Annotated in this window: 23 protein-coding genes; 7 read left to right on the top strand and 16 right to left on the bottom strand. The window is 67.2% G+C overall.

What is annotated here, in order from left to right:
• Positions 1-81: 81 nt before the first annotated feature.
• Positions 82-2,439 (top strand): BTAD domain-containing putative transcriptional regulator, encoded by a 2,358-nt coding sequence (locus ACODS2_RS06475; RefSeq protein WP_488998075.1) that lies wholly within the window; start codon positions 82-84, stop codon positions 2,437-2,439.
• Between the two features lie 7 nt (positions 2,440-2,446).
• Here the strand turns inward: ACODS2_RS06475 and ACODS2_RS06470 are convergent, their stop codons facing one another.
• The 11 genes from ACODS2_RS06470 to ACODS2_RS06420 all read right to left on the bottom strand — a co-directional run bounded on the left by ACODS2_RS06470 (position 2,447) and on the right by ACODS2_RS06420 (position 15,764).
• Positions 2,447-3,514 carry a hypothetical protein gene (locus ACODS2_RS06470; protein WP_488998074.1) on the bottom strand — a complete coding sequence of 356 codons (1,068 nt, stop codon included), beginning with the start codon at positions 3,512-3,514 and terminating at the stop codon, positions 2,447-2,449.
• Positions 3,511-4,659 (bottom strand): hypothetical protein, encoded by a 1,149-nt coding sequence (locus tag ACODS2_RS06465; protein WP_488998073.1) that lies wholly within the window; start codon positions 4,657-4,659, stop codon positions 3,511-3,513. The genes ACODS2_RS06470 and ACODS2_RS06465 overlap by 4 nt, the downstream gene beginning before the upstream one ends.
• Positions 4,656-5,720 carry a saccharopine dehydrogenase family protein gene (locus ACODS2_RS06460; RefSeq protein ID WP_488998072.1) on the bottom strand — a complete coding sequence of 355 codons (1,065 nt, stop codon included), beginning with the start codon at positions 5,718-5,720 and terminating at the stop codon, positions 4,656-4,658. The genes ACODS2_RS06465 and ACODS2_RS06460 overlap by 4 nt, the downstream gene beginning before the upstream one ends.
• Positions 5,717-6,736, bottom strand: a complete 1,020-nt coding sequence (locus tag ACODS2_RS06455; protein ID WP_488998071.1) for a polyprenyl synthetase family protein — start codon at positions 6,734-6,736, stop codon at positions 5,717-5,719. Before ACODS2_RS06455 ends, ACODS2_RS06460 begins: the two co-directional genes overlap by 4 nt.
• Positions 6,736-7,575, bottom strand: a complete 840-nt coding sequence (locus tag ACODS2_RS06450; RefSeq protein WP_488998070.1) for a hypothetical protein — start codon at positions 7,573-7,575, stop codon at positions 6,736-6,738. Before ACODS2_RS06450 ends, ACODS2_RS06455 begins: the two co-directional genes overlap by 1 nt.
• A complete protein-coding gene (locus ACODS2_RS06445; RefSeq protein ID WP_488998069.1) occupies positions 7,562-9,835 on the bottom strand; it encodes an FAD-dependent oxidoreductase in 2,274 nt (757 codons plus the stop codon). The genes ACODS2_RS06450 and ACODS2_RS06445 overlap by 14 nt, the downstream gene beginning before the upstream one ends.
• An 89-nt stretch (positions 9,836-9,924) precedes the next feature.
• On the bottom strand, positions 9,925-10,260 hold the full coding sequence (locus ACODS2_RS06440) for a UrcA family protein (protein ID WP_488998068.1): 336 nt from the start codon (positions 10,258-10,260) through the stop codon (positions 9,925-9,927).
• A gap of 582 nt (positions 10,261-10,842) precedes the next feature.
• Positions 10,843-11,244 (bottom strand): hypothetical protein, encoded by a 402-nt coding sequence (locus ACODS2_RS06435; RefSeq protein WP_488998067.1) that lies wholly within the window; start codon positions 11,242-11,244, stop codon positions 10,843-10,845.
• Between the two features lie 356 nt (positions 11,245-11,600).
• On the bottom strand, positions 11,601-13,124 hold the full coding sequence (locus ACODS2_RS06430) for a DHA2 family efflux MFS transporter permease subunit (protein WP_488998066.1): 1,524 nt from the start codon (positions 13,122-13,124) through the stop codon (positions 11,601-11,603).
• A 1-nt stretch (position 13,125) separates the two neighbouring features.
• Positions 13,126-14,298 carry an EmrA/EmrK family multidrug efflux transporter periplasmic adaptor subunit gene (locus ACODS2_RS06425; protein WP_488998065.1) on the bottom strand — a complete coding sequence of 391 codons (1,173 nt, stop codon included), beginning with the start codon at positions 14,296-14,298 and terminating at the stop codon, positions 13,126-13,128.
• Between the two features lie 14 nt (positions 14,299-14,312).
• Positions 14,313-15,764: an efflux transporter outer membrane subunit gene (locus ACODS2_RS06420; RefSeq protein ID WP_488998064.1), complete on the bottom strand. Its 1,452-nt coding sequence runs from the start codon at positions 15,762-15,764 to the stop codon at positions 14,313-14,315.
• A gap of 84 nt (positions 15,765-15,848) precedes the next feature.
• On the opposite strand from ACODS2_RS06420, the gene ACODS2_RS06415 reads away from it, so the two are divergent.
• From ACODS2_RS06415 to fghA, 3 genes are all read left to right on the top strand, one after another.
• Positions 15,849-16,502, top strand: coding sequence for a TetR/AcrR family transcriptional regulator (locus tag ACODS2_RS06415; RefSeq protein ID WP_488998063.1), 654 nt, complete (start codon positions 15,849-15,851; stop codon positions 16,500-16,502).
• Between the two features lie 116 nt (positions 16,503-16,618).
• Entirely contained in the window at positions 16,619-16,993 is a 375-nt protein-coding gene (locus ACODS2_RS06410) for a VOC family protein (protein WP_298171307.1), read from the top strand.
• Between the two features lie 12 nt (positions 16,994-17,005).
• Positions 17,006-17,878 (top strand): S-formylglutathione hydrolase, encoded by an 873-nt coding sequence (gene fghA / locus ACODS2_RS06405; RefSeq protein WP_488998062.1) that lies wholly within the window; start codon positions 17,006-17,008, stop codon positions 17,876-17,878.
• Positions 17,879-18,117: 239 nt separating this feature from the next.
• On the opposite strand, the gene nusB is transcribed toward fghA, so the two are convergent.
• From nusB to hisG, 3 genes are read right to left on the bottom strand one after another with little or no spacing between them, the layout of a single operon-like run.
• A complete protein-coding gene (gene nusB, locus ACODS2_RS06400; protein ID WP_298171302.1) occupies positions 18,118-18,567 on the bottom strand; it encodes a transcription antitermination factor NusB in 450 nt (149 codons plus the stop codon).
• A complete protein-coding gene (gene hisD / locus ACODS2_RS06395) occupies positions 18,564-19,850 on the bottom strand; it encodes a histidinol dehydrogenase (RefSeq protein WP_488998061.1) in 1,287 nt (428 codons plus the stop codon). Before hisD ends, nusB begins: the two co-directional genes overlap by 4 nt.
• The gene (hisG, locus tag ACODS2_RS06390) at positions 19,850-20,521 is read right to left on the bottom strand and encodes an ATP phosphoribosyltransferase (protein WP_488998060.1); all 672 of its coding nucleotides are present in this window, start codon (positions 20,519-20,521) and stop codon (positions 19,850-19,852) included. Before hisG ends, hisD begins: the two co-directional genes overlap by 1 nt.
• Positions 20,522-20,576: 55 nt before the next feature.
• On the opposite strand from hisG, the gene ACODS2_RS06385 reads away from it, so the two are divergent.
• The 3 genes from ACODS2_RS06385 to ACODS2_RS06375 all read left to right on the top strand — a co-directional run bounded on the left by ACODS2_RS06385 (position 20,577) and on the right by ACODS2_RS06375 (position 22,868).
• Positions 20,577-21,617 (top strand): DUF2332 domain-containing protein, encoded by a 1,041-nt coding sequence (locus ACODS2_RS06385; protein ID WP_488998059.1) that lies wholly within the window; start codon positions 20,577-20,579, stop codon positions 21,615-21,617.
• Positions 21,618-21,699: 82 nt separating this feature from the next.
• The gene (locus tag ACODS2_RS06380; RefSeq protein WP_488998058.1) at positions 21,700-22,362 is read left to right on the top strand and encodes an HD domain-containing protein; all 663 of its coding nucleotides are present in this window, start codon (positions 21,700-21,702) and stop codon (positions 22,360-22,362) included.
• A 2-nt stretch (positions 22,363-22,364) separates the two neighbouring features.
• A complete protein-coding gene (locus tag ACODS2_RS06375; RefSeq protein ID WP_488998057.1) occupies positions 22,365-22,868 on the top strand; it encodes a GNAT family N-acetyltransferase in 504 nt (167 codons plus the stop codon).
• Positions 22,869-22,933: 65 nt separating this feature from the next.
• Here ACODS2_RS06375 and ACODS2_RS06370 read toward each other — a convergent pair whose 3' ends face one another.
• The gene (locus ACODS2_RS06370) at positions 22,934-23,827 is read right to left on the bottom strand and encodes an alpha/beta fold hydrolase (protein WP_488998056.1); all 894 of its coding nucleotides are present in this window, start codon (positions 23,825-23,827) and stop codon (positions 22,934-22,936) included.
• Positions 23,817-24,659: an SDR family NAD(P)-dependent oxidoreductase gene (locus ACODS2_RS06365; RefSeq protein ID WP_488998055.1), complete on the bottom strand. Its 843-nt coding sequence runs from the start codon at positions 24,657-24,659 to the stop codon at positions 23,817-23,819. Before ACODS2_RS06365 ends, ACODS2_RS06370 begins: the two co-directional genes overlap by 11 nt.
• Positions 24,660-24,667 lie beyond the last annotated feature (8 nt).

Here is a 24,667-nt window from a genome sequence, read left to right as displayed (position 1 = left end):
GTGGCGAACAATAACTTGTCGCCAAAACGGCACAATTCGCGCTAATGTTGCCCGAGTGACAGGGGCGGGCACAAGATTCGCATGGGTGCGGTAACGACAGAACTTGGGCGCGAAACGGCCGCCAATGCCCGTTTCGACGTTCAGCTGATCGGCCCGTTCCGCCTTTCAGGGCCCGATCGCGCGGCCATTCCGATTCAGGGCCGCCGCACCCGCGCCTTGCTGGCCACCTTGGTGCTTGCCCCGCAGCAGTCGATGGGGCGCGAGCGCCTCGCCGGCCTGTTCTGGGGTGATCGCAGCGATGCGCAGGCGCGCGCCAGCTTGCGCCAGTGCCTGCTCGAACTGCGCGGCGTGCTTGCTTCCGGCGGCGGCAGCGATGCCGATCATATCATCGCGACGCGTGAGACGGTCGCGCTCGTCCCGGGCGCCTTCACCTGCGACGCCCTCGCTTTGCGTCAGGCGCTGGGCGGCGAGGACTGGGAAGCGGCGGCGCGCCTGATCGACGGAGCCGGCACCGCACCGCTGCTGCAGGACCTCGAACTCGGCGGAGCCTATGGCGAGTGGCTCGATGTGGCCCGCGCCGAAATCGATGCGCGCATGGCCGATGGGCTTGCCCGGCATCTGGCCGCGCGCGAAAGTGCGGGTGATTGGGCCGCCGTCAAGGCACTCGCCGCCGCATGGCTACGCCGCGATTCGCTGAGCGAACCGGCCGTGGCCGCGCTTATCCGGGCCGAGATTGCCACCGGCGCGCGGGCAGCGGCGCACATCCGCTATCAGGCGTTTCGCGATCTGCTCGCTGCCGAGATCGGGGTCGCTCCCGGCCCGCTGGTCGATGCCGCGCTGCGCAGCGAAACGATCCCAGAGCCGCTCGTGGTAGCATCGGAAGCGGTGTCACCAAAGGCGGCCGCATCGGCACCGCCGCCACCGAGCGGTGGGCTGGTGCTGGCCGTGCTTGCCTTCGACAATCTGTCCTCCGATCCCGATCTCGCCGATTTCTGCGATGGCGTTTCGGAAGAGATCCAGCGCACCGTCGCGCGCGGCACCGGGATCGCGGTGGTCGCGCGCGCATCCAGCTTCCAGTTCCGCGGGGCCGACAAGGGCGTCGCCCAGGTCTCCGCCGCACTCGGCGCCTCGCACCTGCTCGATGGTTCGGTGCGGCGCAGCGGCACGCGCCTGCGCATCACGGCCGAACTCGTCGAGTGCGCCAGCCACCGCGCGGTGTGGAGCGAGCGGTTCGACGGCGATCTCGAGGATGTCTTCGCGCTACAGGATTCGATCGCGGAGCAAGTGGCCGCCGCGCTCCAGCTCACGCTGCTGCCGCGCACGCCGACACCGACGCTGGAGCCGGCGACTTACGAACGCTTCCTACGCGCGCGGGGCCTGCTGGCCGATGGCGATGCGCAGTTCGACAATACCGCACGCGAGGCCGTGCCGCTGCTCGAAGCGGTCACGGCAGATGCGCCAGGCCATGCCCCGGCGTGGGAAATGCTCGCGCTCGCCCGCGCGCTCGTGCTGCGTTCGGGGCGCAGCACGCAGCCTTTTGCCGAGGCGCGGGAAGCCGTGGTCGTGGCCGCGAAGACGGCGCTCCAGCTCGATCCGCGCCGCGGCGGGGCCTACCGGGCGCTCGCCATGCTCGAGCCATGGGGGCACCATTCGGCACGCGAGAAGCTGCTGCGCCAGGCGCTCGAAGTCGCCCCGCGCGATCCTGCCGCGCTGACCGACATGAGCGATTTCTGCTGGGGCGTCGGCCGCTTCCGCGATGCGCTCGCCTATGCCGAGCAGGCCTGCGAGCTCAATCCGCTGATGCCCGCCGCGCGGCTCCATGTGGCGCAGATGCGCGCCTATGTCGGCGATTACGATACCTCGGTGAGCATGCTGGAGGAGCTGCACCTGCGCTGGCCGCGCAATGCCGGCATCCTGATGGCGCTGCTCAATTGGGCCGGTTCGCTCGGCTATCCCGATGTCTACTATCGCCATATCAGCGCGATCGATGGTTTCGAAGGCTGGCAGGGGCGTGACCTTGCCGCCGTGCGGGCTTATGTCGAAGCCGTGTTCTCAAAGGACATGAACGTGAAGCTGTCGCGCGCGGCGCGCTATCGGGGCCTGCTTGAAACGACCGGCACGATCACGCTGAGCCTGCCCACCGGCCTCGGTTTCATCGGCCTTCCGGATGAGGCCTTCGAGCTGGTCGAGCAGGCGGACTACAGCCACGTCTTCGATCCGGCCGGGCCGACGCCGAGTCTGTTCTATCCCGGCGTCGCGCTGGGGCCGTGGAGCTGCCTGCTTTCCCACCCGCGCTTCGTCCGTGTGTGCCACAGGCTCGGCCTGTGCCGCTATTGGCAGGATACCGGCCAGTGGCCCGATTGCGCGGCCTGGGTGCCGTTCGATTTCAAGTCTGCGGTTCGCCGCGTAGTCGAAGCAGGGCCTGCGCCCGGCGAGTAGGCGCCCTTCAGGCGGTCTGCCCGTAGGTGTGCAAGGTCGTCCTGATGTGGAACTGGGCGTCGGCGGTGTAGGAAATGCCCAGCGCCACCTCGATCGGCAGATACTCCATGTCCCAATTCGTCGGCGGGGTCCCCTTCGCGTTGAGCGAGGGGGGCGGCACGGTGAGCTGCGATTGCGGATGATGGACGCCCCCGCCGAATGTGGCGTGGAGCGTTTCCTCCATGCTGTCGGAGCAGAGGAATTCGACCACCGTGTTCGCGCCGGAAAAGAATGCGAGGTCGCGGATATTGCTGTGCTGCACTGTCGAGGAAACGATGGCGCGGTAGGCGGCGCAGTCCATGTCGAACACGTCACGGAACTGGCGCAGCGTGTTCACTTCCATCCCCGCCGAGTCGGTCCCGATGCCGCTGTCGATGCTGCCGGTGAAGATCCCGTCGGCCAGCAGGATGTCGACGAAGGTGTTGAGATCGCCTTCCTCATCGAGCAACTGGCCGAGGCTTGCCATTGCCGCCGTTGGTCTCAGACCCATGCGCATGCAGCCGATGCTCTGGCTCTGCGCGTGGGGATCGAACTTCGCCATGCCTTCGATCGCCATGTCGATCGCAAGGTCCGCCGGGGCGGCACCTTCCGCCATGCGCAGCGCCGCCATGCCCATTTCCGTGCCCCAGATCTCGCGCGCCGAAAACATCACATAGCTATTGTCGGTGAACGCAAACGGCTGGATCCACACCCGGTGCGGATCGTGAAGCAGATTGTCCGCCCCGACGCTGTGGCGCAGCGCGGGGAAGGTCCAGACGAGCTCGGTATGGCTTACCGTATCGCAGCCGGTCCGGTGCTCCCAGGTGCTCGAAAGGCTTTCATGCCGCGTTACGCACAGCAGGCCATAAGTCTTGCCCGGCAGCGGGGTGTAGTGGAAGGGCGCCCGGTCCGGCGCGGCGGCATTGAAGCGTGTGTCCAGATGCTGCGCGATCAGTCCGCGGTCGACCGCGATCACGAACAACCAGGTGCGCGCGCCGAGCGATTGCCACGGTGGCAGCAGCTGGTCGGTCGAGAAGGATTCGATGAATGCGGTCATGGCAGGCCCACTCCTCTGCGGGGACCGAAGAAGCCGCGCAGCGGGCGATACCAGCGCGCGACAAGATCGCTTGAGCCGGTCGTGGGCGGCAGGCCATCCCGGTCGATGGGAAACTCGCGGATGATCCGCATCGTGTCGAAGTTGATGTCCGCCATGAACCGGCAGCCGGCCACAGTATTCACCGAGAACGGCTTGCCTGTGGGTTCCTTGCCCACGTCGAGGAACACCTCGAGGATCTGGTGGAAGCTCGCGAGGTCGTTGAAGGTGAGGTCGATGTCCTTCTCGTTGTAGAAGCGCACGTCGCGCACATTGAGGTATTGCGCCCGGCACGTGACCAGCGCCTGATAGACCGCGCGGTGCGGATTGGCGGCATCGCGATACTGCTTCAGGCCCACCGTGCGCATTGCGGTGGGGACAAGGCCCAGCGAGAAGGTGTCGATGAAGTTGGCAGCAGCGGCCACGCCGCCCAGCAGCTTCGACGCCTCCGGGCTTTCGAGGAGGCTCGCCAAGGTGCGGCGCGGCGGCTGGGTGCCGGTCGGGGTCGGCAGGAACGGCTTGGTCTCGACCTTCATGAACTCCTGCTGCGCCTGCATTGTGCCGGTTTCGCTGTCGGGCCAGCCGGGAAGGCTGATCTTGCCGCGAAAACTGTCCGGATAGCGGGCCTCGCCGATCTCGATATCGGCGAGCAGCTTGCCGAGGCCGAGCATCTCGCGCCCGCATACGCTCGACATCGGATTGCCGACGACAATGAAGGGCAGGGCCCATTCGACCGCGGTATCGGTGATGAGCTTCGCCGCGCCCACGCCATAGCGCATGACGGGGATCGCCACGAAGACTTCGGTCTGGCTGATCGCGCCGCGATCGGAGTAGGCCACTTCGCCCAGATGCGCGCTCGCTGGGGCCGAGCTGATCATCGTCGGGTAGTCGAGAAACAGCACGGTCGCGTATGGCCAGAACGGCACCGGCCGATAGACGTAGCCGCGCGTCTTTTCCTCACCGATGTTGAGATAGCGGTCGCAGTATTCCTGAACCTTGGCCATCGATACGTTGAGGTAGAAGGCGTTCACCGTCACGCCGGGGAAGTGATAGGGCGGGGGCACCTGCTGGCTGGCGGCGGACTGGACGTAGGGGACGCGTGTGCTCATGCCGCCGTGCTCCTGTCTTCACTGAGGAAGCGCGCGGCGCCCGCCTCCACCGCAAACCGTGATCCGAACGCGGCAGCCAGGCTGGAAACGCCGGCGGGAGCGCCGCCTGCCAGCACGCGGCGCAGCGCCTCGCAAGCGATCCGCACACTCGCGCCGTAGCCATCGAGCGTTTCCATGGAGAGACGCCGCACCCGCCGCCAGGGGTCGTGCGCTTCGACAATCATGGTAAAGCGCGCCGCCTCGCGCCGGGCCTCATCGGGCTCCTGGGGCCAGACGCGCGCCATGGCCGAGCCCGCCAGGCGCCACGGCGCGGCACCCGTCAGCCCCATGCCGATGCCCGAAGCGCGATAGCCCGCGCGCATCGACCAGTGCATCGCGGAATAGATCGCGATGTCGGGCACCCCGGTCAGCGCGCCGGCGGTGATCACGCTGGCCCAGTCGGTCGCCACCGTCTCGCACGGCCCTGCGCCGAAATCGAACATGGCGGCAAGGCTTCCCGCCGGCACCATCGCCAGCGCGCCGCTGCGCCGGATCACCGTGCCCGGATCGGCAAGCCCCGCCATCGTCGCGACGCTCCCGCGCGAGACGACTTCGGCTGCGGAAATGCCCAGCTTCAGCGCGCGGGTATCGGGCCAGCGCTCCACCGCAGCGAGTAGCAGGCAATCTGTGGCCGCCGGGGTGAGCGCCGCACCGGGGAGCACCGCGATGCCTGCTTCCCGTGCCGCGGCATCGCGGGCAAACAGCGCCTCGATCACCCGCCATTCACCGCCGAGATCGAGGTAGTGCGTGCCGCTTGCCAGACAGGCATCGAGCATCGGCATGGCGGTGGCCGCGAACGGCCCGGCGGCATGCAGCACCGCGCCCACATCCGCGAGCGCCGCGTGCAGGGCCTCTGGCGCATCGAGCGGAAAGGCCCGCCAAGGCAGGCCCAGCGGCTCCGCCACGGCGCGCACCGCTTGCGGATTGCGGCCCGCCAGCACCAGATCAAGATCGCCCGCCAGCGCCGCCGCGATGGCCCTGCCGGTATAGCCAGAAGCCCCATAGAGCAGCGCGCGGCTCATGCCCGGTCAAACACCCAACGGACGAGACTGCCGAGGAACGCGCGTTCCTCCGAAGGTGGCAGCGCGCCATAGACCGCGGCAAACTCGTGCTCCGCCGCGCCCGCCATCGCAGCGGCCACCTTGCGCGCGTGCTCGATCGAGCCGCGCTGGTGCATCAGCCGGGCCAGCCACAGCACATCCTGCGCGCTGCGCTCCTCGCGGCTGAGGCCGAGGAACGCATCGAGCCGGGCGCGTTCCGCCTCGTCGCAGGCGGCGCGCGCGTGGATCAGCATCAGGGTGCGCTTGGCTTCGGCAAGGTCACCGTTCTGCTCCTTGCCGTAGCCGGGGTCTTCAGAGAGGTTGCGCAAATCATCCTCGATCTGGAAGGCAAGCCCGAGGAAATAGCCGAACCGCACGACCATTTCCGGATCGAGCCGCCCGCGCGAGCCGATGATGAGGCCGAGTTGCGCCGGCCAGATCATCCCCATCCACGCGGTTTTCTTGAGCGCCATGCGCATGTAGTCGGCTTCGGTCAGGCCGGTCACGTTGCGGTCACGCCAACCAAGTTCGAGCGCCTGGCCCTCGGCGGTCTGGCGCGCCATCATCGAAGTCACGTCCATCACCTGCCGGATCACATGGCTGCCCAGCGGGCTCACCGCATCGATCAGCGGGCCGAAGGCGGCAAACAGCAGCGCGTCGCCGGCGTTGATGGCCAAGGGCACGCCGTGGAGCGCATGGAGCGTGGGCTTCCCCCGGCGCAGCTCGCTGCCATCCTGCACGTCGTCGTGGATCAGCAGCGCATTGTGCAGCATCTCGATCGCCGCCGCCGCGCGCACGGCTGCTGCGGGGGCCTCGCCGCCAAACACGGAAGCATTGGCGAGGCAGATTGCCGGCCGCAGCATCTTGCCGCCACGTGAGGGATAGTCCGCCAGCATGTCGTCAAGGAACGGGGACGGCGCGCCCGCCGCGAGATAGCGCATGACTTCCGCCCGCGTGGCGGCGCCGTAGCGCTGAAGCAGGGCGCCGTGGGCTGCCATCACGCGATCTCGACCACCAGCTGGCCAAGCGGAAGTGGCTGCGTGGCGCAATGGACCGCGCCGGAATAGACGCCAGCGGGCTGATCTTGCGGAACAAACACCATCACGGTGAGGCCGAGCCCGCCCGCGTTCGTCTCGAATGCAACCCGGGCAATCGGCGGCGCGCTGATGCCGTGCGGGACGAGGCCGTTGCAGCTGATCTGGTCTGCCCCGGTGGGCGAATCCGGACGCGCCAGCGTGGCGGTGTGCGCTTTGGCGGTGCGCTTGCCGTCAAACAGCACGTTGAGCTGGATCGCGGGCGCCGCCGTGCCGGAGATCGGGTGCGATCCCGGATGCCGCGTGGGATTCGGGGCCGGGTGCTGGGGCTTGGCCTCCTGAAACGGCGGCACCGGGGTCGAACCCGGCGGCGGCGGGGTCATCAGGGTGTCCGTCTGACGCAGCAGGGCTTCGCAGATATCGAACGTCGCGCTGCTGAGCTGCTTGGCGAGGCCCAGCAGATTGGCGGCCATGTGGCGCACATCATCGGGTACATCGCGCACGTTGTAGGCGCCCGCGCGGAACTGCTCGGCGGCCTTGCGGCCCTGCCCGATCGTGTCGCTCAGCACATCGTAGGCCGTGCGCACCGTGTCCGCGATGGCTTCGTTGACCACGAGCGCATCGGGATCGCGGACACCGCCTTCCGGCGCGGGATCGGGCGCGGGCGAAGCCGTGGGCGCTTGGGCCGCTGCGCTGGTGATCGGCTTGCGATGGGGCGCGGAGCGGGCGGCCACGGGTCGGGTCACCCGCTGATCCGGGCCAGAGACTGCGGCCACCGGATCGTGCTGCTCAGGGGTGGTCATAGGCGATGATGTCCTTGAGGTCCGGCGCACCGGAAATGGCATGGGCAGCCAGCAATCCCGACATGACCGCCCCTTCGACGCAGCCGGAGTGGAAGCCGCTGTCGGTCCAGTCTCCGGCGATGGTGAGATTGTCGTAAGTCCGGTCGAGCGGCGAGATGCGGCTGCGCCAGCTGCCGGGGGTGTGGATCACATAGCGGTCCGAGGGGTTGACGTTGGCGCGCCAGTACTGCGTGGCGAACCGGGCGCGGCCTTCCGGCTCCGGCCCGCCGCTTTCGTCGGCCTTGAGCACCTCCCAGCGGAACTGGCCGGCGGCGTCATAGGCGCCCGGCCAGATCGCGCGAACGGGGCCTTCGAGAAAGCTTTCGGCAATGGCGCGCACTTCGGCATCGCGGGCCGGCTGATAGGTCATGTCGCCTTCGGCGGGAGGCTGCGCCGGATCGCGCAGCACGGCGCAGAAATAGACCGAGGTTGCCGGCGGTCGCTTCCAGCTTTCTTCGGGCACAACATGGGCCATGTCGCACCAGGTATCGAACGGCTTGGCGAAGGCGCCGGTGATGTACGCCGGGTTGGCCGCGTTGTTTCCGGGCCAGCCCAGCGATTCGAGATCCTTGTTCAGCCACACCTGGAAGGCCTGGCTGGCCACCGTTTTCACATCGCGGCACATCGCCTGCCAGCGCGGATCGCGCGAGACGATGCCGTTGGCGCAGTGCGGGACGGCACCCACACCGACGCCCAGCACGACCATGTCGAAATCGCGGCCTACGTCGAGCACCGCTTCGCCTTCGCGGCGGCGGTCCCAGTGCGATTCGAACTTGCGGCCTTCGGCGAGAAGCGCATCACCGCGTTCGAGCTGCTTGTAGTCCGGCACGGAAGGCCAGCACGGGCGGCCCTGCACATCGACGAGCGGCTGGTATTCCCCGCCGCCCGCGATCTGCGCCTGCACATCGAACCGCAGCCGCGCGGCATGGGTGCCTGCCGCGTCGAGCTCGATATCGGCAAGGCGGTGGAAGAAGCGGAAATCCACGCCGCGCTCCCTCAGCGCGGTGTAGAGCGGGGCGAAGACAACATCGCCCATCCCGGCGCGCATCCGCCACATGAACGCGCCGCGATAGCCGAAGAAGGTGCGCAAGGTGCCGCGCAGGCCCTGCCCTGCTGAGAGGCGCGGCTTGGCAGGATCGCCGTCCTCATAGCCCATCGAGAGATCGTAGAGACCCCGCAGGAATGGCGATTGCAGCGAACGCAGTGATGCACCGTTGAGCCGCATCCATTCGCGGCATTCGTAATCGTCGATTGCATCGAGTCCGCGCGGATCGAACATGATCCCGTAGCGCAGGAAGCCCGTCAGCGTCGCCAGCGTGAGATCGGCGATCTCCCACAGGAAGCGCAGGCGATGATCGGCGAGGAAGCGGTCCTCGATCCACTGGCGCAGCGGCACGGCCAGTGCGTCCACCGCGCTCATGAGCAGGCCCGCCGTCGCCGGGCTGACCGAACGCACCAGCGTAGCGAACACCCCGAGCACTTCGGCCATCATGGCGGCGGAAGCGAACAGCCCCATGCGCGCCAGTTCGGCGATCCGCGCGGTCAGCTCCGCCGGGTTTGCCGGACCCGCTGCCTGCGGCGCATCGAAGCGCGTGATGAGGCCCTGCCCGTCGACCGTGGTATCGAGCACCAGCGCGCGCAGCAGATCGAAAGCGCCGGCCATGTAGTATTGCAGGCTGAACACCGCGTCCGGCGCCAGCGGATCGCCGGGATAGCCGGCGCGCGGCGGCATGTGCACCTGCCAGCGCTGGAACCCGCCCGTCTCGCTGGCGGAACAGAGCGCGACGTCGTTCTCCGCCGTCCATGCATCGCGGAAATCGCCATAGAGATGGCCAAGGCCCTTTGCCTCCAGCTCCGCGTGGCAGGCGCGCATCATGCGGAAGGCGTTGTCATAAAAGCCGAGCCAGATGTGGAGGCCATGCTCCTCGATCCGTCCGTTCTCGCCCCGGCCCGAGGCGCCCTTGCCGCCAAGCCGCCAACCTTCCTGATAGACCGTGACGTGATAGCGGCCACCATGCTCTGGCCCGGTCAGTTCCCAGGCCGTTGCCATCGATGCGCAGCCGCCGCCGATGATGGCAACCTTGATGCGCGAATCGGGTGGGGTCGCGGCGGTCAGAGTTGCCTCCGCATCGACTGCGTGCAGACCGCCTTGTGCCGTTCCATTCCCGCCCTCCAAGGCTAAGTATCCATGCTTAGCCGGAAATGTCCACCGGCCTCGCACGGCGTCGGCGCACTCCGGACCCGAAACATGCAAGCGGGCCGGGAGCGCTATGCTCCCAGCCCGTGCTGACCGGTGCGGCGTGCGCGGGATCAGCGCTGCGCGAGCATCTGGTCCCCGCGCGACTTCGCGGCGGCAAGCGCAGCGGTGCGGGCCTTGGCGCGGCAGGCGTTGATCGCGAGGCGCTCCTGGGGGGTAATCGTGCCGGTGGACGTGCCGCAGACGCGGTTCACGGCGCCCGCGATGCGGGCCTTCAGCGTCGACTGCCCCTCTTCGCTCGCGAGGTTGAGGTCTGCGGTGGTGACGACCGCGACCTGGACGGTTGTCTCGTCCGCAACCGGAGCAGCGCTGGCGAAGGCGGGGGCGGCCATCGCGCCGAAGGTGAAGGTGGCGGCGATCGTGGCGGCGAGGAAGGTCTTGGTGTTCATGTTGGCTCTCCCGTGAAGTTTCGGCGGTTCGTGCTGCCGATGAAGTGGTTCTAGGAGGCCAGCGTCAGGGCCAGCGCAAAGCGAGCGTGAGTCGACCGTCAAAAGTGCAGCAGCCGTGAAAGTTCTCGGGCCCGCGCGGGTTGCCCGGCAAGATTCTGCCGCGCCTGACGCGAGAGGCACAAGCGAAAGGGCCGGGAGCGTGGTGCTCCCGGCCCTTTGCTGACCGTTGTGGCGATGTGGTGCGGGGATCAGAGCTGTGCGAGCACCGAGGCAAGTGCGAAAGCGGCCGTGAAGAATGTCTTGTGGGTCATTTTTTGCTCTCCTGTCGGTTTCGGCGCCGCGCTCCCCCGTGGATCGCGGAGTCTAGTCCCCGTCGGCGCCGATGAGCCTGTGCTAGGGAGCGTGCGTCAAATGAGGCGCGGGTCCAGCGTCAAACGAGCGTTAAAAACTGCACTGAAGCGCAGAAATCCGGCGCGAAAGATCGGGGCGCTGGGACGAGGCCCCATCGATCGACCGCAAACGGAAACGGCCCGGCCCCTTTCGAGGCCGGGCCGTCCCGGTGTTCGCGTTGAACAGAGCCGATCAGCCGCCGGGGCTGTCGTTCGTGTTCGTGCCGATCAGCGCACCGATACCGCCACCCAGCACGGCACCACCGAAGATGAAGCCGAGATTGGGGCTATAGCCAGCCGGGGGAGGCGGCGGAGGCGGAGGCGGAGGGGGCGGAGGCGGCGGGGGAGGCGGCGGAGGCGGAGGCGGCGGGGGTGGCGGCGGCGGGGGAGGCGGCGGCGGGGGTGCCGGCGTCGTCGTCGTCGTCGTCACGGTCGTCGTCTTCGGCATATACTTTGCCGAACGCTTCCGCTTGTGCTTGCCCTTGCGAGCAAGGCTCTTCTTCTTGAAGGACTTCTTGTGCTTTGCTGGTGCACCTGCATCGGCGTAAACCATCACAGGTGCGGCAATCAGCGATGCGGCGGCAAGTGCACACATCGCCCGGGCTATAAAGCCAGCGGGGGGGTTAGCCATCTTTCTACTCCACACAAAAGCGGCGCCTCGCAAGCGGCGAAGGTAAACTGCGATTTTCTTATTGGACCCCGATCCACGTATGGACCCTCAGGGAAAGTAACTATCATAGGTAATTTGCGTTCGCAAAGAGCGATTGCGTCATCGGCTCGCATTTGCAGTAAGTATTTAATTTATAAAATAAAAATACATTCAATCTGGCGCAAAATCTGCTTTGTCGCTGTTACCATGCGATTTTGTCTGATTGATATGAGGATGCAGGTCGCACATGCTCGGTACCCGATTATGCGAAATAAAATAGCAATATAACAATAGATTAACCATCAATGTGCGGCGCTTAGATCGACATCGCTGCGCGGACGCGGTGCCAGCCAGACCAATATCGCTGCGAGTGCGAACAAGGCGGTACAGCCCCAGAATACCGCGTTTGTCGCCAGGGTTACGCTTTCGGTCTGGACGATTCGCTCGAGAACCATTCGCCCCTGCTCGGCGGTGAAACCTGTTCCCTGCGGCAGTGGATGAACCAGGCCGGCAAGGTCCTCATGCGCCATCTTTGCCTCGCGCTCCCACATCGTCGTCGCAAGCGAAGTGGCAAAGGCCCCTGCCAGGGTGCGCATGAAGTTCTGCAGGCCTGCCGCCGAGGCGGTCTGATCCGGGCGCACCGATCCCAGCGCCAGCGACGTCGTGCCGATGAAGAAGAACGGCATGCCCAGCCCCTGCAGGAACTGCGGCAGCGCGATGGTGAAGAAGTCCATCTGGCTTACCCAGCCGGTGCGCAGCAGCGAGATTGCGCCAAGCCAGCAGACGCCGAACGAGACCAGCATGCGCACGTCGTACCGGGCCATCATGCCGGCGGCCACGGGCGACATCAACACCGCGAGCACGCCGACGAACGCCGTGGCATAGCCGGCATAAGTCGCGGTGTAGCCAAGGTTGGTCTGGAGGAAGAGCGGGATGACCACGATGGCGGAGAAGAACCCGGCATAGGCAATGCTCTGGGCAGCAACCGCCGCGCTGTAGCCGCGCTGGCGGAACACCGAGAGATCGACCACCGGATTGGCTTCGGTCAACTCCCAGATCAGGAACGCCGCGAAGCCGATCACCGCGATAACCGCGAGCGCGCAGATGAACGGGCTGGCGAACCAGTCGGCATTGCGGCCTTCGTCCAGCATGATCTGCAGCGCGCCGACCCAGATCACCAGCAGCACAAGCCCGATATAGTCGATCGGCCGCTGCACCGTCGGCGTCTCGAAGCGCTGGACATAGCGCACCGCGAAGACCGCGCAGAATGCCACCACTGGCAGGTTGATGAAGAAGATCCAGTGCCAGCTCCAGCTGTCCGAGATCGTGCCGCCGAAGATCGGGCCGAGGATGGGCGCGACGACCACCGTCATGCTCCACAGGCCCAGCGCCATGCCCACCTTTTCGGGCGGGAAGATGCGCACCATCAGCGTCTGTGACATCGGCATGATCGGCCCGCCGCTGAGGCCCTGCAGGATGCGGAACACGATCAGCGCTTCAAGGCTGCGCGAGATCCCGCAGAGCAGCGAGAACAGCGCAAAGCCAATGATCGCGGTCAGGAACACGCGCACCGCGCCAAAGCGCGCCGCGAGCCATCCCGATAGCGGCACGCAGATTGCCTCTGCCACCGAATAGGACGTGATCACCCAGGTGCCCTGCGAGGGCGAGACGGCAAGGCTGCCGGCGATATGCGGCACCGAAACGTTGGCGATGGTGATGTCGAGCACCACCACGAAGTTGGCCAGTGCGAGGCTGAGCCCGGCCAGCACGAGTTGCCAGCCTTTCAGTCCCTCCGGCCTTGCGTCCAGCGCAGCGCCGCCGCTCATCTCACTTGGCTCCGGTGTCGATCGTCGCGGTCATCGAAAGACCGACCCGCAGCGGATGCGCCCGCAGTTCCTTCGGATCGAGCGCCACGCGCACGGGCAGCCGCTGCACCACCTTGATCCAGTTGCCGGTGGCGTTCTGCGCCGGGATCAGCGCCTGCGCCGATCCGGTGCTGCCCGAGAAGCCAGCGACGCGGCCGTGATAGATCACGCCCGAGCCATAGAGGTCCGAGGTGAGTTCGACCGGCTGGCCCGGCGCGACACCGCGCAGCTGGCCTTCCTTGAAGTTGGCATCGACATGCGCCTCGCCCAGCGGAACCACCGTCATCAGGACCGTGCCGCCGGCAACGCGCTGGCCCACCTGCACGGCGCGCTGGGTGACGATGCCATCGACCGGCGCCCGGATCACGGTGCGCGCAAGATCGAGCTTCGCGCGCTCGAGCCGTGCCTTGGCGGCCAGCACATCGGGGTTCCCAGCCGGCGCCGTACCGCCGACTAGCGCGGCATTGGCGTTAGATTGCCCCTGCGCCGATCCGCGCGAGGCACGCGCCTGTGCAAGGTCCGCTTCGGCAACAGTCAGCTGGCCCTGCGCCGCCGCGAAGGCATTGCGTGCGCTCGAAAGTTCCTCGCCCGAAACCGCACCACCCGAAACCAGCGCTTCGCGCCGCGCGAGATCGATCCGGGCGCGGGCAAGGTTGGCGGAGGCGACACCGACAAGCGCCTGCTTGCGGCGGATATCCGCATCGGTTGCCTGAACCTGCGCGGCCAGCGCTGTCCCGGTCTCGACCGTCTGGTTCACGCGCCGCAGCGCCTGCGCGACAGCGGCTTCCGCTTCGGCCACGGCTATGCGTGCATCGGCCGGATCGAGCTCGATCAGCACGTCGCCCTTCTTCACCTGCATCGTATCGACCGCGGCGACGCGGATCACCGTCCCTGGCGCCAGCGCCGTGACCGGCGCGATCTCGGCCGCGACGTAGGCGTTGTCGGTCTCGACATATCGGCCCGCGAACAGCCATTCGTATCCGCCATAGACAAGCGTGGCCGCGAGAACGACGCTGCCCAGAATGGCAAAGCCGCGCTTGCGCTTGCCAGCCGGATCGCTGGTGGGGGCGGCGGGAGGGGGAGGCGCCATGGTTTCGGTCTCTTCGAGCATGATCTGGGGATCGCGGTCGGCCATCGGGTGCTCTTTCTTCAGGCTTTCGGGCCGTATCCGCCGCCAAGGGCGCGGATCAGCTCTACATTGAGGGTCAGCGCACGCGCATCGAGCGCGGCGACAAGCTGGCGGTTGCGAAGCAGCGCGTCCTGCGCCGTCAGCACCGAGAGATAGGGCGAAAGGCCACCTTCATAGCGTCGCCGTGCGATGCTGTAGGCTTCCTCCGAAGCGGCGAGCGCTGCATGTGCCTCCGTCTGCCGCACCCCGAGCGCGCGCTGCGAGGCCGCCACATCGGCCACTTCATTGAGCGCGCGCACGAGAGTCTGGTCGTACTGCGCCACGGCTTCGTCATAGTCGGCCCGCGCGGCGCGGTAGTTGCCCTGAATCCGCCCGCCCGAGAAGATCGGCAGGCTGATTGCAGCGCCGGCTTGCGCGATGTCCGATCCCTGGGCGGTCAGATTGCCGAGGCCCAGCGACTGCAGGCCGATGAAGCCCATGAGATTGACGTTGGGATAGAAGCCAGCGCGGGCGACGGTGATGCGTGCCCCGGCAGCTTCGGCGCGGCGGCGCGCGGCAGCGATGTCGGCGCGGCGGCCGACAAGATCGAGCGCGAGGTTGGCGGGCAGGCCGGGGGTGGTCAGCCTGCGGGGCGACGGCAGGGCAATCGCCGCGCCGCGCTCCGGCCCGGCCCCGAGCAGGGCGGCGATGCGATTGCGGGTGAGCGCAATGGCCTCGTCCGTTGCGGCGAGATCTCCCCGCGCCAGTGGCACTGCGGCATCGGCCTGACGCTGCTCGCCGCGCGTGTCGAGCCCGCTCGTTACCCGGCGAGCGACGAGCGCGGCTACTTCCACGCGCTGCTGCACCGCAGCCACCTGCACCTCGCGCTCGGCGGCGAGGCGGGCGAGATCGGCGTAGGCAGCGGCGACCGAGGTGGCCAGCGCCAGCCGGGCCGCGCGTGCCTCGAGCCCGGCGGCTTCACGCTCCGATGTTGCGGCGCGCAAGGCTGCGCGGTTCTTGCCGAAGAAATCGAGCTCGTAATTGAGATCGAGGCTGACGCGTCCGGTATCGTTCAACCCCTTGGGCACGAATTGCGCGGGGAAGCCATTGTTGTAGCTCTGCTTGACTTCGGTCACCTGGCCATCGGCGCTGAGCGAGGGAAGCAGCGCGGCGCCAGCGCTTTGCGCATAGGCCGCCGCCTTGCGGGCACGCGCATCGGCGGCCGCCAGCGTCGGCGAACCTGCCAGCGCTTCCTCGATCAGCGCGGCAAGCTGTGGATCGCCATAGTCCTTCCACCAGCCATCGCCGGGCCACTGTCCCGGGGCCGCATCCGCAGGAGCCGCGACCGCGCCCAGCGTGGACGAATCGCGCAGGGCCGGGCGCGGGCCGAGATCAGGCACGGTGGCGCACCCGGCCAGCGCGCCACAGCTGCCCAGCAGCAGGACAGTGTGCAGCGCCTTGCGGACGTGCTTTGGCGGAATACCCAAATGCATTGATGACACCATAATGACAGTACGGTTCGGTCACTAACGAGATGAAGGCTTGCGTCCGCCGAGTCAAGTGAATAAGTGTACGGAATGGTCACTAGCGAGACATTGGCCAAGGGGAGGCTGGGGCGACAAAGCCCTGACGAACGGAGAGAAAACATCCTCGCCGTGGCGGCGGAGGCGTTTGCCCTTGAGGGCTATGGCATCACCTCGATGTCCACGATCGCCGCGCGGCTGGGGGGATCGAAGGCCACGCTATACAAATACTTCACCTCGAAGGAGGAACTGTTCCAGGCGGTGATGCAGCGCAAGTGCGAGGCAGTGATCGGGCCGCTCGAGGAACTGGCCGACACATCGCGCGATCCGGCTTCGCTGCTCCACGCGTTCGGCAAGATTTTCCTTACCCGGCTGTGTCAGCCCGATGCGCTGGTCATTCATCGCACCGTGCACGGAGAAGGGCAGCGCTTTCCGGAAGTGGCGCGAACCTTCTTCGCTTATGGCCCTGAGGCGGCCTATTCCGTGCTGACGCCAGCATTTGCGCGGTTTCACGCCGAGGGGCTGATCGATTGCCCTGATCCGCGCCTCGCAGCCGAGCAGTTCCTCGCCATGGTGCGCGGCGATCTCCATCTGCGCGTCTCCAGCGGCTTGATCCCTCCGCCCGATGATGCCGAGATCGAGCGGCAGGTAGCCCATGCCGTCGGCATTTTCGTGCGCGGCATTTCGCGGCGTGACCGGGCCGATTGAAATCTCGCGCAGCCCTCCGCTCGCCCCTTGACCACATCCCCTCCGCGCGGGCACACCCCCTTCCGCATCGACCCCGAACCGGGGCGGTCACAAGGCTGACTACAAAAGGAGAGGCCATGTTTTCGCACGTCATGCTCGGCAGCAACGATATCGAGCGCTCGAAGAAGTTCTATGATGCCACGTTTGCGGCTTTCGGCGGAAAGCCCGGGATGGTCGATCCCAAGGGGCGGCTCATCTACGCGCACAACGGCAGCATGTTCCTGCTCACACCGCCGATCAACGGTGAGCCCGCCACTTGCGCCAACGGCGGCACGGTCGGCTTCGCGATGACGCCCGAACAGGCCGATGCCTGGCATGCGGCCGGCTGCGCCAATGGCGGCACCGCCTGCGAAGATCCGCCGGGGCCGCGCGAAGGCTCGCCGTTCTACCTCGCCTATCTGCGCGATCCGGACGGCAACAAGCTTTGCGCGCTGCACGTGATCGGCAGCTGAGGCAGGATATCCATGGTGCCTGATTCCACGTTCGAGACCGTTTCGACCAGCAAAGCCCATGGCGGCACGCTCGGCGTCTATCGGCACCATTCCACCGCGACGGGGACGGGAATGACCTTTTCGGTCTTCCTGCCCCCCCAAGCGGCAAAGGCGCAGGTGGAAGCGGGAGCCAAGCTCCCGGTGCTGTTCTACCTTTCGGGGCTGACCTGCACCCACGCCAACGTGACGGACAAGGGCGAGTACCGGCGCGCCTGCGCCGAACATGGCATCATCTTCGTGGCCCCCGATACCAGCCCGCGCGGCGAGGGCGTGGCGGATGATCCGGATGGCGCCTACGATTTCGGCCTTGGCGCGGGCTTCTACGTCAATGCCACCGAGGAACCCTTCGCGGCGCACTACCGCATGTGGGATTACATCGCGCATGAACTGCCTGCGCTGATCGAGGAACATTTCCCGATTGATCCTGCGCGCATGGGCATCACCGGCCATTCGATGGGCGGCCACGGTGCGCTGACCATCGGCCTGACCTTCCCGGACAAGTTCAAGTCGCTAACCGCCTTCGCGCCGATCGTCGCGCCCGGGCAAGTGCCGTGGGGCCACAAGGCGCTCGGCGGCTATCTGGGGCAGGACCGCGCCGCGTGGCGCGCGCACGATGCGACCGCGCTGGTGGAAGACGGCAAGCGCCCGGCGGGCGACATCCTGATCGATCAGGGCGCGGCGGACGGCTTCCTCGCCGAACAACTGCGCCCCGAGCTGTTCGAGGCCGCGTGCAACGCTTCGGGCGTGGACCTGACGCTGCGTCTGCAGGACGGCTACGACCACAGCTACAACTTCATCTCCAGCTTCATGGACGATCACATCCGCTGGCACGCCGAGCGGCTCTAGGTCTCCGACTATCGTCACCCGCGAGCGTAGCGAAGCAATCCAGGGCCGAGTAAAGCTGCCCTGGATTGCTTCGTTACGCTCGCGGGTGACGCGGCTCATGGTTGGTTGAAAGCTGAGCCCCACCCAATTCTTCGTCATTCCCGCGAAGGCGGGAATCCAGTGCGGCTGGCGCTGGGTGTGGGGCTCTAGATTCCCGCCTTCGCGGGAATGACGAGATAGGGGCTCTGCCGAGGGGGCGTTTACTTCCGCACGTCCTTCGCCACGGCATCGAGCAGCCCGTTGACGAACTTGGTCTCGCGCGCGTCGAAGAAGGCGTGGGCGACATCGAGGTATTCGCCGATCACGGTGCCCACGTTGATATCCGCGCGGGCCATCAGCTCGTAGGCACCTGCGCGCAGGATCTGGAGCATCGTGCGGTCGAGCCGGGAGATCGACCAGCCGTCCGCCAGCCGGCGCGTCAGCACATCGTCGATCTCGTCACGCCGCGCTGCAACGCCGCGCACCACATCGTCGAAGAAGGCGACATCGGCTTCGAGGTACTGGTCGTCCTCGATCTCCGCGCCGAGGCGGTGCATGTGGAACTCGTCCAGCAGCAGGTGCAGCTGGGGCTTTTCCATCTCGAGCTGGTAGAGCGCCTGCACGGCGGCGAGCCGCGCGGCAGATCGATTGGGGGCCTTCGAGCGGGTCATATTCCAAGCCTCAATTCGATCGAGCGGGCATGCGCAGCAAGCCCTTCCGCCTCGGCCAGCGCCACCGCCGCCGGGCCTACCGCACCAAGCGAGCCTTCGCTCACGGAAAGGAAGCTGGTGCGTTTCATGAAATCGAGCACGGACAGACCCGAAGCAAACCGCGCGCGCCGCCCGGTGGGCAGCACATGGTTGGGCCCCGCCACGTAATCGCCGATGGCCTCGGGCGTGTAGCGGCCGAGGAAGACGGAGCCCGCGTGGCGGATGCCCGCGAACAGCGCTTCGGGATCGTCTGTCGCGATTTCCACGTGCTCCGCCGCCAGCGCATTGGCGAGAGCGGGCGCTTCTGCCAGCGAATCGACGACAATGATCACCCCGTGCGCATCCCAGCTGGCGCGGGCGACGGCGGCTGTGGGCAGCAGTGCGATCTCGGCCTCGACTGCGGCGGCCACTGCATCGGCAAAGGCGGCATCGTCGGTGATCAGGATCGATTGCGCGGCAGGATCGTGCTCGGCCTGGCTGAGCAGGTCGGCGGCGATCCACTGCGGATTGTTGGCGCCATCGGCGATGACGAGAATTTCCGAGGGGCCCGCCACCATGTCGATGCCGACCACCCCGTAGAGCTGGCGCTTGGCTTCGGCCACCCAGGCATTGCCCGGCCCGGTGATCACATCGACGGGGGCGATACGCTCGGTGCCATAGGCCAGCGCGGCAATCGCCTGCGCTCCGCCGACGCGCCAGACTTCATCTACGCCGGCAAGGTGCGCCGCGGCGAGGACCAGCGGATTGATCTGACCCTTGGGGGTCGGCGTGGTGACAACGAGCCGGCCTACGCCCGCAACTTTGGCGGGAATGGCGTTCATCAGCAGCGAGGACGGGTAGGCCGCGCGTCCGCCGGGAACATAGAGCCCTGCGCCATCGACCGGACCCCACTTCGCGCCGAGGCGGACGCCGGCAGCATCGACATAGTCGCGGGGCTCTGGAAGCTGTGCGGCATGATAGGCGCGGATGCGCTCCGCTGCGAGTTCGAGCGCGGCGCGCAAGGGCGGATCGAGCGCGTCGAAAGCCTCGCGGCAGGTCTCCGCCGGGATGCGCCAATCTTCGCCCAGATCGTGGCCATCGAAGCGCGCGGTGTAGTCGGCCAGTGCTTCATCACCGCGTGCGCGGACGTCGGCAAGAATGGCGGTGACATCGCGCGCGACATCGGCATCGCTCTCGCGCCGATCGCTGACGACAGCGGCGAAAGCGGCGGCAAAGCCCGCGTCACGGGTGTGAAGACGCTGCATCAGGCGGTCTTCCGGCGCGCTACGAGTTCGCGGAACGTATCGATCAGCGCGCCCATGCGAGCAGGATCGGTCTTGAGCGCGGCGCGGTTGATGATGAGGCGCGCCGAGACGGGCATGATGCGGCTGGTCTCGACAAGGCCGTTGTCCTTGAGCGTGCGGCCCGAGGAGACGAGATCAACGATCCGGCTGGCGAGGCCCAGCGAAGGCGCCAGTTCCATCGCGCCGTTGAGCTTCACCACTTCGGCAGCGATGCCGAGCTTCTCGAAATGGCGGCGCGTGAGGCTGGGATACTTGGTCGCGACGCGGGCATGGCTTTCGCGTGCAGTCGCACCGCTTTCGACCGCCGCTGCCGGTTCGGCCACCGAAAGGCGGCAGTGCCCGATATCGAGATCGACCGGCGCGTAGAGATCGGCGTAGTCGAACTCGTCGATCACGTCCGAACCGACGATCCCCGCCTGCGCTGCGCCGTGGGCGACGAAAGTCGCCACATCGAAGGCGCGGACGCGGATGATCGTCATGTCCGCCCGGCTGGTGGCAAAGCTCAGCTTGCGCGAGGCCTTGTCGAAGAAGTCCGCCTCGGGCACGACACCGGCGTCCGCCAGCAGCGGCAGCGCCTCGTCGAGGATGCGGCCCTTGGGCAGGGCGAAAACGATAGGGGTCGGCGCGGTCATGACGCGCCCGCCCCTATGGCAAAGGGCCGGAAAGGGCAACCGTATGGAACGGGTCATGGATACGCACGACGTCGCGGCGGCGATTGCCTGGCAAGCGGATCACGCGGCAAACAACGGCGCGCCCTGCACTGCGCGGGTGGTGCGGGCGCAGCTTGCGCTGCTTTCGGGCGAGACCGAAACGGGACGGCGGCTGGCAAGCTGGCCGGGCATTCCGCTCGAGGATGCGCTGCCGCTGCGGCTGGCGGGGGGCTTCCATCATCTGGTCCTCTCCGGCGCGGATCTGCGGCTTGCCGCGGTCTATCGCGGGGAGGTGACCGATCAGGACGCAGTGGATGCACTGATCGTGGACCTTGCCCGCCAGCACGACGCGGCGCTGCTGCCGTGGCTCGATGGGCCGCCGCAGACCAACGAGGCAGGGCGTTCTGCCTCGATCATGGCAGCGCTGCTGTGGCTTTCACCGCGCATGGGCCCCCGCTTCGAGCTGAACGAGCTGGGGGCCAGCGCGGGCGTCAACACGATGATGGACCGCTATCACTACGATCTTGGCGGCACCGAAGTCGGCCCGGCGGATTCGCCGATGCGGATCAAGCCCGAATGGCGTGGGCCTGCGCCTGTGCCCGCGCCGGTGGAGATCACTTCCATTCAGGGCTGCGACCGCGCGCCGGTGAACCTCGCCGATCCCGCCGAAGCGCTGCGCCTCAAGAGCTATGTCTGGGCCGAGGTGACCGAGCGCATGGCCCGCATCGACGCGGCGATCCGGCTGGCGGGGGAGCAGCCGCCGACCCTCACGCAGATGGATGCGGGGGACTGGGTGGACCAGCGCCTTGCCGCGCCGCTGGCGGAAGGCACCACCCGCGTGTTCTACCATTCGATCGTCTGGCAATATCTGCCCCCCGAAACCCGCGCGCGGATCACGGCGGCGATCACCGGCGCGGGTGAGGCAGGCCAGCGCATCGCGTGGATCATGCTGGAAACCAATCGCGAGACCTTCCGGCATGAGCTGACCGTGCGGTATTGGCCCGGCGGCGCCGAGCCGGTGCTGCTGGGCGAGGCGCATGCCCACGGTGCGTGGGTGGCGTGGCACGGAGCAGCGTGATTGGCCGCAGGGACCAATTGCGCCTGCCGCCGCCCGTGCTAGCCTCTTGCCAACTTCGCGGAGAAAGCCCCCCATGCGCCCGATGAAACTGCTCCTCGCCGCCCTCGCGCTCGCCGCCGTGCCGGCCGCCGCCTTTGCCGATTCCCCGCCCGTGGGCTGGCGCGAGCAGGTGCGCGCGTTCAACATCGAGCACTGCAAGCACCCGGCCTGGGGCACCTCGCATTCGGACCGCGACTATGCGCTCGCCAAGGCCATGGCAGCCACGGACAAGGTTGCGCTGGACGACGACGTGCTCTTCGCCGCCGCCTATCTCCACGATGTGGCGGCGTTCAAACCCTACGAGAAGCCTGATCTTGATCATTCGGACGTCGCCGCCGATATCGTCGGCAGCATCCTTGCGCCCACAGGCTTCCCGATGGCCAAGTTGCCACGCGTGCAGGCCGCGATCCGCGAACACATGTACTATCGCACGCCGACCGTGCCCGAATCGCTCTATCTCCACGATGCCGATGCGCTCGATTGGCTCGGCGCGATCGGCGCGGCGCGCATCATGGCGCTGGCGGACCCCAACGGCGGCCAGCCCGATGGCCCGGCGGTGCTGCCGATGCTCAAGGAAAACCTGCGCGATGTGCCGGCGCGCGTGCTGTCGCCCGCGGGCAAAGCGCTGATGCCCGCCAAGCGCGATTCGCTGGCCAGGTGGATGGAGACGCTCGCGGCGGAGACGGACGGGTACAAGACGCTTTGACCATGCCTCGGATCCACTATCGCCCCTACGCCAAGTCCGACGAGGACGCCGTCATCGCGCATATCCTTGCCATCCAGCAGGGCGAGTTTTCGGTGCCCGTCACCGCCGAGGAGCAGCCCGATCTGCGCGCGGTGGCGGATGTCTATCAGTCCGGCACCGGGGGCTTCTGGGTCGCCGAAATGGAGGGCCGCATTGTCGGCACCATCGGCCTGATCGGCTTTGGCGGCGGTAAAGGGGGCAGTGGCGAGGGCGCGCTGCGCAAGATGTTCGTCGCGGCCGAGGCGCGCGGGCGCGATCTTGGGGTGGCTGCGGGGTTGTTGGCCATACTCGTCAACCATGCCCGCGACGCCGGGATCAAGGGGATCACCCTCGGCACGATCGAGCGCCTTCATGCCGCGCGCCGGTTCTACGAGAAGAACGGCTTTGTGCCGATCGATCCCGCTGCGCTGCCCGAAGGCTTCCCGCGCATGGCGGTGGACACGCATTTCTACCGGCTGGAGCTTTAGCCAAGACCGTTCGTGTCTCGACTTCGCTCGACACGAACGGAACCGGGGTGATTGGCGTTGACCAATTACCCCAGAAACGCATCCAACGCGGCGTTGACCTTCCCGGGCGCTTCCCACGGCACGAAGTGGCCGCAATCGGGCACTTGCACCACGGTCAGGTTCGGGATCATTGCGTCCAGCCCCTCAAGGTTCGAGGGCGGCAGGGCCATGTCGTCCATCGCCCAGATCACCAGCGTCGGGATGCCGAGCGGCGGCAGCGGCGACGGGGCATAGCCTTCGGGCAGGGCGAAGGGCGCATCCATCGTCGGCACATCCATCGGGCTTGCGCGGTACCAGTTGAGCATGGCGATCGCGCTGTCCGGGTTCGACCAGTCCTTCAGCAGCGCCGCGCGCTCTTCCTCTTCCATCACCGGGGCGCGGTCGCCCCAATCGAGTGCCTGCATGAGCAGCGCGCCGAGGCCGTGTTCGCGCACGAGCGGATCGTGCGCGGTATCGCGGAAGGTGCGCATATACTGGCTCGCGCCGCGCTGGACGGGATCGAGCCAGAGCAGCTTCTGGAAGATGGCCGGATGCGGCGCATTGGCGACCACCGCGCGCGTCACCCGCGTGCCCTGGCCCATCAGCGCCACACCCCAGGCAATCGCGCCGCCCCAATCGTGCCCCAGCACGGTGAACTGCCCCACACCCAGCGCATCGGCTAGGAGGAAGATATCGCCGATCAGCTTGTCCGGCGTGTAGTTCTCCGCGCCCTCGGGCTTCGACGAGCCGCGATAGCCGCGCTGGTCGGGCGCGATGCAACGGAAACGGCCCGAAAGGTGCGCGATCTGGTGCCGCCAGGTGCGATGCGATTCGGGAAAGCCGTGGAGGAACATCAGCGCGGGCGCATCGCGCGGGCCGACATCCACCACATCGAGCTCGATTCCGTTGGCGAGCTTCACGCGCGTCAGTTCACTCGACACTGGCCTGCTCCATCTTCTTCGCATAGCCATCTGCCACCATCGCGGCCATCTTGTCGAAGATGGCTTCAGGCGTGCGGCAGGCTTCGCCGATTTCCTGTTCGAACCCGCGCGCGACGATGATCTCGCGCTCTCCGGCGGCCATGGCGGCAAGGATCGCGGCGGCGGCATCAGCCGGATCGAGGCCCTTGTCGATCGCCTTGTCGCTCACGCCCCGGCGGCTGCCATCGGCATTAAGCGCATTGCGCGAGACATTGGTGCGGACCGAGCCCGGCGCGATGACATGGACCTGCAGCCCCTCGCCGGTCACTTCGGTGCGCAGCGCATCGGCATAGCCGATCAGGCCGAACTTGGCCGCGCTATAGGCCGTGCGCATCGGCACGCCGACTTTGCCCGCCACGCTCGAGACCATTGCGATGCGACCTTTGCCGCGCGCCACCATGCGGCCGAGCACCGCCTGCGTCAGCGCGATGGGGGCGAGCAGATCGACCGCGATGATCCGTTCATAGACAGTGTAGTCGGTATCAATGGCGAGGCTGCGCTGCGAAATCCCTGCGTTGTTGAAGAGGATGTCGATCCCGCCGCTGCGCTCTGCCGCCCAGGCCCAGGCCTGCTCCGCTGCCGCAAGGCCGGCCGGGTGGTCGGTCGCTTCGAACGGCAGCACAAGGGCGGTGGCATTGCCCTTGGCGCAGTCCGCCGCGACTTCCGCCAATGCCTCCTCATTGCGGCCCGACAGGATCACATGCGCGCCTTCCGCCGCCAGCGCGCGCGCCATTGCCGCGCCGATCCCCGATGATGCCCCGGTGATCCACGCCACCTCTCCGGCAAATGCCATGTACGTCT

Source organism: Novosphingobium sp. FG137, from assembly GCF_057809735.1.
The sequence above is the reverse complement of the archived record's forward strand: the minus strand, read 5'-3'. Positions and strand labels throughout refer to the sequence as shown.